5 protein-coding genes, 1 tRNA gene and 2 rRNA genes (1 of these 8 cut by a window edge) are annotated in these 10,729 nt (G+C 56.5%); 5 read left to right on the top strand and 3 right to left on the bottom strand.

Features of this window, described 5'->3' with window-relative positions; translation table 11 throughout:
* The first annotated feature begins 4 nt into the window (after positions 1-4).
* From RL_RS00355 to RL_RS00335, 5 genes are all read left to right on the top strand, one after another.
* On the top strand, positions 5-1,324 hold the full coding sequence (locus tag RL_RS00355; RefSeq protein ID WP_011649888.1) for a glucoamylase family protein: 1,320 nt from the start codon (positions 5-7) through the stop codon (positions 1,322-1,324).
* A gap of 903 nt (positions 1,325-2,227) precedes the next feature.
* Positions 2,228-3,484 carry a DUF2092 domain-containing protein gene (locus RL_RS00350; RefSeq protein WP_011649887.1) on the top strand — a complete coding sequence of 419 codons (1,257 nt, stop codon included), beginning with the start codon at positions 2,228-2,230 and terminating at the stop codon, positions 3,482-3,484.
* Complete coding sequence (locus RL_RS00345) at positions 3,481-3,690, top strand: hypothetical protein (RefSeq protein ID WP_041936119.1); 210 nt, start codon at positions 3,481-3,483, stop codon at positions 3,688-3,690. The genes RL_RS00350 and RL_RS00345 overlap by 4 nt, the downstream gene beginning before the upstream one ends.
* A gap of 113 nt (positions 3,691-3,803) precedes the next feature.
* Positions 3,804-6,563 carry an MGH1-like glycoside hydrolase domain-containing protein gene (locus RL_RS00340; protein WP_011649886.1) on the top strand — a complete coding sequence of 920 codons (2,760 nt, stop codon included), beginning with the start codon at positions 3,804-3,806 and terminating at the stop codon, positions 6,561-6,563.
* Positions 6,564-6,571: 8 nt separating this feature from the next.
* Positions 6,572-8,050: an alpha-amylase family glycosyl hydrolase gene (locus tag RL_RS00335; protein ID WP_225510311.1), complete on the top strand. Its 1,479-nt coding sequence runs from the start codon at positions 6,572-6,574 to the stop codon at positions 8,048-8,050.
* Positions 8,051-8,389: 339 nt separating this feature from the next.
* On the opposite strand, the gene RL_RS00330 is transcribed toward RL_RS00335, so the two are convergent.
* From RL_RS00330 to RL_RS00320, 3 genes are all read right to left on the bottom strand, one after another.
* Positions 8,390-8,466 (bottom strand) — tRNA-Met (locus RL_RS00330).
* 214 nt (positions 8,467-8,680) lie between these two features.
* Positions 8,681-8,795 (bottom strand): 5S ribosomal RNA (gene rrf / locus RL_RS00325).
* 241 nt (positions 8,796-9,036) lie between these two features.
* A 23S ribosomal RNA gene (locus RL_RS00320) occupies positions 9,037-10,729 on the bottom strand; it runs 1,248 nt beyond the window's last position.

Raw genomic sequence — 10,729 nt, 5'->3', positions numbered from 1 at the left:
GGCCATGCCCGAAACGCTCTCGACCGACGCCGATCTCGACCGCTTGCCAACGGACGACGATCTCAGTCGGCTGCAGTTCACCACTGTCTTATACTATCTCCACTGCACGAATCCGGACAACGGTCTCGTCCGCGACAAGACGGAACCCAACGCACCGGCCAGCATCGCGGCGATCGGCATGGCACTGGCGACGATCCCCGTGGTCGTGGAACGCGGCGTCCTCATTCGCGAATTTGCGGCAAAGATCACCCGCAACCGCCTGAGATACCTGATGGCATGCCCGCAGGGGCCTGAGCCGGATTCATCAGGTTACAAGGGCTTCTTCTATCATTTTCTGGATATCGAAACGGGCCGCCGAGTTTGGCAATGCGAGCTGTCGACGATCGACTCCGCTTTCCTGTTTGCGGGTGCCTTGACCGTTGCCACTTATTTTGATCGGGATACGGCCGATGAGGCGGAAATCCGCGGGCTCGCAACGGCGCTTTACGAGCGGGCCGATTGGAATTGGGCCCGCGACGGCGGCGCAACTCTGACGCATGGCTGGCGTCCGGAGAGCGGCTTCATCCCCTATCGATGGCGCGGCTATGATGAAGGCCTGCTTCTCTACATCATTGGTCTCGGATCCCCAACTCACCCGCTGCCGCCCGAATCTTATGCCGCCTACACCGAGAGCTACGAATGGAGGAATATCTACGGCCGAGAACTGCTGTATTCGGGACCGCTCTTCACCCACCAGTTGTCGCATATGTGGATAGATTTTCGAGGCATACGCGATGCGTTCATGCGCGAGCATGACACCGATTATTTCGAAAACACCCGGCATGCGACATATGTCCAGCAGGAATATGCAATCCGCAACCCGATGAACTTTGCAGGGTATGGCGAACATTGTTGGGGGTTTACAGCGTGCGACGGGCCTGGCTGGGGCAAGCGGACGACAGAAGGGGTCGATCGGGAGTACTTCGACTATATCGCCCGCGGGGCTCCCTTCGGGCCTGACGACGGCACGATCGCACCATGGGTCGCCGTCGCCTCGCTGCCGTTCGCGCCGGAAATCGTTGTGCCGACTGTTCGCAACTTTGCGCGAATGAACCTCGGCATGACGCGGCTTTACGGTTTCAAGCCGTCGTTCAATCAAACATATGCCGTGGAAAAGAGCCCGACCGGCTGGTGGGTAAGCCCGCATCACTTCGGCATTGATCAAGGACCCGTCGTCCTGATGATCGAAAATTATCGGACCGGATTGCTCTGGAGCATCATGCGCCGTTGCAGGCCCATTGTAACCGGATTACGACGCGCAGGATTCTCTGCAGGCTGGCTTTAAATGACCGCCAGGCGACGGTTGCCCCGAACGGAAGGAAGGCTTTGTTTGCAGTGGAAAGCGAAGCTCTTCGGCCAGCGATAGTAGGTGCTGATCTTTAGAGAGGAATTTGGTTTTGGGGGCAGGCTTTGAACCGATCGCTTTGCTCACCCTTCAGGTTATGGTGAGCTCTGCGAACGAGGAGCGTCCCCCAGCACCAACAGAGCCCCCGGCGTTTCCACCCTGGCCGTACCCCGCACCAACGCTGCATCGTATGAAGCCCGCCTCGCCAACTCCAGTCGCACTGGAAAATCACCCTCGTCCCGAGGGGAGGCCACAACTCCGATGCGTCATTCTGCCTCAGAACGCAACCGCCGACAAGGTGATTGCCGCTGGCGACCGCTGGGCGCCACCGCGGCATGCGGGAACCTGCAGCTGGCGGTCTCGATCTCCGTGCCCTGAACGCACCTGGCCGCCTCTGGCTCTGTCGTCTCGGTCCCAATGTAAGTTGCATTTAACCAAATTCTAATGTATTCTCTGGTTGCTGCATTAGGGTTATGGATCGGGATGGTGCGGAAGGTGGGGGTACCGGCCGAGCGGACTATTGCACAGGCGCAGAATGCCACCTGATCCAATCCCGAAACCGTCGAATCTCCCGTTTTTCTGAACGCATGCATTCAATTCACCGCGACCGGCCTTGGTCGTCTTTGTCTCATTAGACTTAGTCTACGCGCGGGAACGGCGATATGACGGGAGACCGCCCAGACCGTGCGCGGTTCACCCCATGCGGGCACCGGCTTGAAATTCTGATCCATAAATTCGGCCGCACGCCAGCGGCAACTTTACTTTGCTTGTTCAGCATGTGTGGAATTGAGGCACGCAGTGTTCGGTAATCATATTCACAAACCAGTGAGAAGGATTTATCCGATGTTTAGCACACAAATTAAGATGCTCGAACGCAGAGAATACGATAGGGCCCGACGGAAACTTAGCGAAAGTACACCGGGGCATCGGGGAATTGCTCGACAATTTTTCCTGGCAGTTGCCTTCGTCGTCGCTGCAAACGCCCCATCCTGGTCCCAGGAAGACGAGGCCAAGCACTACAGTAAAGAAGCCATGCAGCAGGCGCTGCAGACCAGGGATCAGTACGATGTCTATGGCCTGCGTTTCGGCGTTGGCAAGTCGACACTGCAACCTGGTGCTGAAACGCTTCTCGATGACATAGCGACTGCGCTTAAGAACTTCCCTGATTGGAGCCTGAGAATCGTCGGCCATACCGACGCAAGCGGCAATGCAGAAACCAATGAACGTCTTTCACTTGAGCGTGCCAACGCCATCAAGGCGGCGCTGGTTGAGCGAGGGGTCAATACTGACAGGTTACTAGCGGCAGGCGCGGGGCAGACGCGGCCAATCGCCAGCAATGAGACAGCCGAAGGAAAGGCTCTCAACCGCCGAGTTGAACTCGTGAGGCTCACCGACTCGGCCGAAGCCAAGAAGCTGCTCAAGGGCATGTCCGACTATCTGGCAGCCCAGAAGACCATATCCTTCGCATACGATGCCAATCTCCAGGTTGTCACCAACAGTGAGCAAAAACTTGGGCTGACAAGTTCAGGGACTGTGGTCCTGAGCCGGCCTGACAAGGTGCACACCACACGTTCCGGTGGTTTTGTCGAGATCGAGGCGCTATTCGACGGAAAAACGCTCACCCTTTTGGGAAAGAACCTCAACAAGTATACGCAAGTCGATATTCCTGGCACGGTCGACCATCTGATAGACGAGCTAAAGGACAGGTATGGATTGCCGTTGCCTGCCGCCGACTTGTTGATGACCAATTCATATGACGAGCTGATGCAGGGTGTCTACGATTCGAAAGACCTGGGAAGCGGCGTCATTAATGGTGCCGAGTGCGATTCTCTCGCCTTTCGCAAGGACGAGGTAGATTTCCAGATCTGGGTCGCCCAAGGAGCTCAACCTTACCCGTGCCGCTTGGTCATTACTTCGAGGATGGTCAAGGGTGGACCGGAATACAGCGTCCAAGTCCGGGATTGGAAGTCGGGGGATGAGCTCATGCCGGGTGATTTTGGCTTCAAGAACCCGACAAACGCCGAAAAAGTCAACATCAAGGACATCCAGAGTAATCTGGGTGATTTGCCGGGGAACTTCGTAAGAGGAGACGGAAAATGACCTTTTTTAGACGCATGGGAATCATCGGTCTCGCTTCGGCGGCTTTACTGGTCGGTGATTTGGTGGGGGATCAGTCAATTGTTTCGATGCCCCGCTTCGTTTCTGATGCCGTCGCCGTAGTCGGTCGACCGCTGACGCCGGTCAGCGTGGCGGGCGTCGCCCGGCGAACGACTCGGCGCTGTGCCGCTGGTGCCTATGATTGCTAGTCAGGGCCTATGAACTGGCCCGCCCCTGCAGAATGCCGCGTTCGCTGCGGGACCTTCTCATCTAGGAGCGGCGACAACCCGTTGGTGCGCTGTCATGAAGACGGAGGTGTCAGTTGGATAAGAAGCTAGCATCTGCTCGAACCGGCGCCGAAACGAAGCGCCTCGCTGAGGCGCGGGATCGCGGCATAAACTGGAAGAAATGGGGTCCCTATCTCAGCGAGCGACAATGGGGCACCGTCCGCGAGGATTATAGCGAGACAGGGGATGCCTGGAATTTCTTCACTCACGATCACGCCCGCTCGCGTGCGTACCGTTGGGGAGAGGATGGCATCGCCGGCATATCGAACGACAAACAGAACCTGTGCTTTGCGCTGGCTCTCTGGAACGGGAAAGACCCAATCCTCAAGGAGCGGCTCTTTGGGTTGACCAATAACGAGGGCAACCACGGCGAAGATGTCAAAGAGTATTACTTCTACATCGACAGCACACCGACGCATTCGTACATGAAGTACCTGTACAAATACCCGCAGGCGGTTTTTCCGTATGCAGATCTCGTGGAGACAAATGGACGGCGCTCTCGAAACGAATTCGAGTACGAACTGCTTGATACCGGTGTATTTGATGATGATCGTTACTTCGACGTCTTCGTGGAATATGCCAAAGCTGCTCCGGAAGACATTCTTGTAAAGATTACTGCTTTCAATCGTGGACCGGACGCGGCCAATCTACATCTCTTGCCAACGCTATGGTTCCGGAACGATTGGGCGAGCTGGATTGCCGAAACGAGCAGAGCCGCCCGGAAACCAAACCTGCGGCAGATTGAGGCGGCGGCGGGTCAGAGCACGGTCGCCGCAACCGATTCGGTGGGAGGTGCGTTCCTTCTATCTTGCGAAGGCGACGTGCCTCTGCTCTTCACTGAAAATGAGACAAACGCCGAGAGGCTTTTCCCCGGTCAAAGGAACGAGAGCCTTTATGTCAAGGACGGCATCAACAATTTCGTGGTCCAGGGCGATCAGAACGCAGTAAACCCTGAAAGACAGGGTACCAAGGTCGCGGCGCACTATCGCATGACGATAGCCCCCGGCCAGTCGGCGACCGTGCGGCTGCGTCTGAGCGCTGCAAAGACTGCGCAAGCCAGGACTGCCCAAAATGGCTTTGGCAAGGAGTTTGACCAGACTCTGGCCGAGAGGTTGCAGGAGGCGGACGAATTCTATAGCTCACTGACCCCCTCATCCGTCTCTCCGGATGCGGCTAACGTGATGCGTCAGGCCATCGCCGGCATGCTGTGGAGCAAGCAGTTCTATTTCTTCGACGGTGACAACTGGCTGGACGAGCACCATTCCAATCCGCTGCATGCCGGATATCGCCACACTCGGAACTCCGATTGGTTCCACATGCTCAATGAAGACGTCATCTCGATGCCCGACAAGTGGGAGTATCCTTGGTATGCGGCTTGGGATTTGGCCTTCCACACGCTCCCGATCGCAATCGTCGATCCCGATTTCGCCAAGGACCAGTTGAAACTTATGCTACGCGGCGTTTACTTGCACCCGAACGGCCAGATGCCCGCGTATGAATGGAACTTCGGCGACGTGAACCCCCCGGTCCACGCTTTTGCGACATTGTTCCTGCACCGCACCGAGCAAGCTCTGCGCGGTGAGACGGACGTCCAGTTCCTCAGAGAGGCATTCAACAAGCTCGTGCTGAACTTCACCTGGTGGGTCAACCGCAAGGATCGGTTTGGAAAGAATGTCTTCGAGGGCGGCTTCCTCGGTCTGGACAACATCGGCATCTTCGACCGCAGCGCTCCGTTGCCTACTGGCGGCCATCTCGAGCAGGCCGACGGCACGGCCTGGATGGCTCTTTTCAGTCAGAACATGATGGAACTGGCGGTGGAGCTCGCGGTCCACGACCCCACCTATGAGGATATGGTCGTGAAGTTTGCGGAACACTTCTACTATATCGCAGGGGCGATGAACCAGCCGGATAAGGGCGGCATGTGGGACGAAGAGGACGGCTTCTACTACGACCTTTTGCGGCTCCCTGATGGCAGCGGCACGCGGCTCAAAGTGCGCTCGATGGTAGGGCTATTGCCTCTGTGTGCGGCGACGGTCATGGAGCCGTGGCAGCGCGAGCGCATTCCGCGGGCGATGGAACAGTTGGCTCAACGCATGCGCCGCATGCCCGAGTTGCAGCAAAACATTCATGTGACAGGACCTGGTCATTATGGCGTGTCTGACCGAGGGATGTTTGCACTGGTCAACTCGGAGCGGCTTCGCCGGATTCTCTCGAGGATGCTTGACGAAAACGAGTTCCTGAGCAGCTACGGCATCCGCTCGCTCTCCAAGGTCCATGAGCGGGATCCGTATGTCTTCCAAGTGCAAGGTCAGGAATATCGAGTGGACTATCTGCCAAGTGAATCGAACACCGGGATGTTCGGCGGCAATTCGAACTGGCGCGGGCCGGTGTGGATGCCGGTGAATGTGCTCATCATTCGGGCATTGCAGAATTTCTACCTATACTATGGCGATAACTTCAAGATCGAATGTCCCACGGGATCAGGAAAGTTGATGAACCTCTTCGAGGTGTCCAAGGAAATCGCCGACCGGCTCGGCCGCATCTTTTTGCGCGACGAGCATGGCAGGCGTGCTGTTTATGGAGGCACCGAGAAGTTCCAGACCGACCCACACTGGCGCGATCTCGTTTTGTTCTACGAGTACTTCCACGGAGACAACGGTGCAGGGCTTGGCGCGAGCCACCAGACCGGTTGGACCGGACTTATCGCAAAGACCATTCAGCTCTACGGTCTTCTGGATCCGCAAAAGGCGTTGGAAGTTGGCAAGCAGGCAGCGTTCACTCAAAATCCGAAATGAAGCAAACGATGAGCACATGGCCCAAACACCCTGTCATTTACGAGATAAACACCTGGGTCTGGCTTGGTGAAGTGAGCCGGAAATACCAGAGGCCCGTGAACCTTTCCTCGGTGCCGGCCGATGAGTGGGATCGGATCGCATCCTTTGGCCTTGACGCCGTTTGGCTGATGGGCGTCTGGGAGCGCAGTCCCGCTGGAATCGAAATCTCCATGCAAAACGAGAGGCTTCTTGAAGACTTCAGGAGAGCCCTGCCTGACTTTACGCCGGAGGATAACGTCGGCTCCCCGTACTGCGTGCGCCGCTATGTCGTTGATGACCACCTCGGTGGGCCGCAGGGACTCGCCGTCGCCCGATCCATGCTTCATGAGCGCGGGCTGCGCCTGATCCTCGATTTCGTACCAAACCACGTGGCGCCGGACCATCTATGGGTCCGCGATCAGCCTGGATACTTCGTACAGGGAAGCGATGACGACGCGAGAAACGATCCGGCATCCTTTGCCACGGTGGGAAGCAAGGTGTTCGCCCGCGGCCGGGATCCGTTTTTTCCGGCTTGGCCCGATGTTCTTCAGCTCAACACCTTTTCACCAGCGTTGCGGGAGACCGTAGTTGAAACAATTGCGGAGATTGCAGGCCAGTGCGAGGGTGTCCGCTGCGACATGGCGATGCTAGTGTTAAACACCATCTTCGAACGCACGTGGGGTGACCACGCCGGAGCAAAGCCGGATGACGATTACTGGTCGACGATTATACCAACAATCAAATCGAGATATCCCGAGTTCAAGTTCATCGCCGAGGCCTACTGGGACCTGGAGTGGGAACTGCAGCAACAGGGCTTTGACTATTGCTACGACAAGAAACTCTACGACCGCATGGAACATGGAGATGCCGAGAGCGTGCGGCAGCACCTTTTGGCGGATTCCACCTACCAGGAAAAGATGGTCAGGTTCATAGAGAACCACGATGAACCCAGAGCCGCCGCCGCTTTTCCTCTTGAAAAGGCGCGCGCTGCGGCGGTCGCAATGCTCACGCTCACTGGGGCGAAACTGCTGCACGAGGGACAGTTCGAGGGGGCAACGACGAGACTGCCGATCTTCCTTGGCCGCCGCCCAGTGGCGTCGGTCGATTGCGATCTCTCGGCCTTCTATGCACGCCTCTTGACGGCGATCCATGGCGATGTCTTCAAGAATGGGGAATGGCGCCTGTGCGAGACGAGCGGCTGGTCGGACAACCAGAGCTGCAGGAACATTCTCTCCTGGTGCTGGGCCAAGGGCGAGGCACGCTGCCTGATCGTCATCAACTTCAGTGAAACGGCCTCCCAGGCGCTTGTCCACGTGCCGTGGGACGAACTCCGAGGAAAAGAGTGGCGCCTCGACGACGTACTATCGGAAGACTGTTACGACCGAAACGGGAGCGAGATAAGGGACGTTGGATTGCATGTTGATCTGTGGCCGTGGAAATCCAGCCTATTCGAGCTACGCGCACGATAACCCAACCCCACTCGAGCCTTGCTGAGTTAAGCTAATCCTACCCTGTTTTCAAAGTAAGCGACAAGCTGACCCAATCTGGCGTCGGTAGCGTTGGCCCCTGTATTGCGGACAGACGATTGACCTGAGATAACTCCTCGACCTTCTTGAACGCAAAAAGCCCGCACGAGGCGGGCTTTTTGCGTATTGTTTTTATGGGAAGGTTTGGTTGCGGGGGCAGGATTTGTTGTTTTCTGTCCCGCTGCGTCGGCTTTGCCTTCTTGCGGGCCCCTGATTAGGCATTAAACCCTCGACCCGTTACCAGATACGAGAAAGCCCGCACGGGGCGGGCTTTGTCGTATTTGGTTGCGGGGGCAGGATTTGAACCTGCGGCCTTCAGGTTATGAGCCTGACGAGCTACCGGGCTGCTCCACCCCGCGTCCAGCGCAAATCCCGAAGGGATTTGTCGCGTCTGCGTAAAGCGCCTTTGGCGTTTTACGCTTACTGCCCGAGCAAATTGCTTGCAATTTGTCTCGTATTTTCCTGCCGATGCATTTTAACACAAAAGGCCGCTTTGTGAGCGGCCCTTTTGTCTCGGCTTTGGGCCGTTGGCTGTGAATGAGAAGATTGTTTTACATCAGTTGCGTTTTGCAGACCTGGCAGCGACCTACTCTCCCGCGTCTTAAGACGAAGTACCATGGGCGCAGGGGCGTTTCACGGCCGTGTTCGGAAAGGGAACGGGTGCAGCCACCCCGCCATAACCACCAGGTCGGCAAAGCGCAACTTTATGTTTTGAGAAGCTGGCAGGCGTTAGCCTGTTTTCTTTTTTTGAACACGTCTTTTGGAACCTCTTCCGGCTGCGGGTGCTTGTGGCACCCATACAGGCCAGAGGCCGTCGCCAATCGTTTGGCGGGCCGTCCGCAGCGCCATGGCGCGTCAGGACAAAGGTCTGGCACATCGGTCCGGACAAACACGATGTGTTTGCCGGGAGATGAGCATAGTCAATGAGAACGATCAAGCCGATCGAGCTATTAGTACCGGTAAGCTTCATGCGTTGCCGCACTTCCACACCCGGCCTATCAACGTGGTCGTCTTCCACGGCTCTGATAGGGAATACTCGTTTTCAGGTGGGTTTCCCGCTTAGATGCCTTCAGCGGTTATCCCGTCCATATGTAGCTACCCTGCTATGCCCTTGGCAGGACAACAGGTCCACCAGAGATATGTCCATCCCGGTCCTCTCGTACTAGGGACAGATCCTGTCAATATTCCTACACCCACGGCAGATAGGGACCGAACTGTCTCACGACGTTCTGAACCCAGCTCACGTACCGCTTTAATTGGCGAACAGCCAAACCCTTGGGACCTGCTCCAGCCCCAGGATGCGATGAGCCGACATCGAGGTGCCAAACAACCCCGTCGATATGGACTCTTGGGGGTCATCAGCCTGTTATCCCCGGCGTACCTTTTATCCGTTGAGCGATGGCCCTTCCACGCGGGACCACCGGATCACTATGACCGACTTTCGTCTCTGCTCGACTTGTCAGTCTCGCAGTCAGGCGGGCTTATGCCATTGCACTCGACGACCGATTTCCGACCGGTCTGAGCCCACCATCGCGCGCCTCCGTTACTCTTTCGGAGGCGACCGCCCCAGTCAAACTACCCACCATACACTGTCCCGGACCCGGATAACGGGCCGCGGTTAGACATCCATGACGATAAGGGTGGTATTTCAAGGATGGCTCCACGGAAACTGGCGTCCCCGCTTCAAAGCCTACCACCTATCCTACACATGCCGACACGAATGCCAGTGTAAAGCTATAGTAAAGGTGCACGGGGTCTTTCCGTCTGACCGCAGGAACCCCGCATCTTCACGGGGAATTCAATTTCACTGAGTCTATGTTGGAGACAGCGGGGAAGTCGTTACGCCATTCGTGCAGGTCGGAACTTACCCGACAAGGAATTTCGCTACCTTAGGACCGTTATAGTTACGGCCGCCGTTTACTGGGGCTTCGATTCAAAGCTTGCACCTCTCCTCTTAACCTTCCAGCACCGGGCAGGCGTCAGACCCTATACGTCGTCTTGCGACTTCGCAGAGCCCTGTGTTTTTGATAAACAGTCGCTACCCCCTGGTCTGTGCCACCCCATAATAGTTGCCTAGCATGGGGTCACGCTTCTTCCGAAGTTACGCGTGCAATTTGCCGAGTTCCTTCAACATAGTTCTCTCAAGCGCCTTGGTATACTCTACCTGACCACCTGTGTCGGTTTCGGGTACGGTCTATACGGTGGAGCTATTTCCTGGAACCGCTCCGCTGCCCATCCAATCCAATAAGAATGAACAACTTGTGCAATCCGTCACTACCACCAGGCCCACGAATATTAACGTGGTTCCCATCGACTACGCATTTCTGCCTCGCCTTAGGGGCCGGCTAACCCTGCTCAGATTAACTTTAAGCAGGAACCCTTGGTCTTTCGGCGAGAGGGTCTCTCACCCTCTTTATCGTTACTCATGTCAACATTCGCACTTCCGATACCTCCAGGAGCCCTCACGGGTCTCCCTTCATCAGCTTACGGAACGCTCCGCTACCACTTGCATTACTGCAAATCCTCAGCTTCGGTGCATGGCTTCAGCCCCGTTACATTTTCGGCGCAAAGACCCTTATTTAGACCAGTGAGCTGTTACGCTTTCTTTAAATGATGGCTGCT

The organism is Rhizobium johnstonii 3841 (assembly GCF_000009265.1).
Taxonomy (GTDB): domain Bacteria; phylum Pseudomonadota; class Alphaproteobacteria; order Rhizobiales; family Rhizobiaceae; genus Rhizobium; species Rhizobium acaciae.
Note: the sequence above shows the minus strand (reverse complement) of the source record. Positions and strands in the feature narration are given on the sequence as shown.

What these genes read in the sequence shown, in the direction of transcription:
- RL_RS00355 (WP_011649888.1), top strand. Translation starts at nt 5, where the DNA reads ATGCCCGAAACGCTCTCGACCGACGCCGATCTCGACCGCTTGCCAACG.
- RL_RS00350 (WP_011649887.1), top strand. Translation starts at nt 2,228, where the DNA reads ATGTTTAGCACACAAATTAAGATGCTCGAACGCAGAGAATACGATAGG.
- RL_RS00345 (WP_041936119.1), top strand. Translation starts at nt 3,481, where the DNA reads ATGACCTTTTTTAGACGCATGGGAATCATCGGTCTCGCTTCGGCGGCT.
- RL_RS00335 (WP_225510311.1), top strand. Translation starts at nt 6,572, where the DNA reads ATGAGCACATGGCCCAAACACCCTGTCATTTACGAGATAAACACCTGG.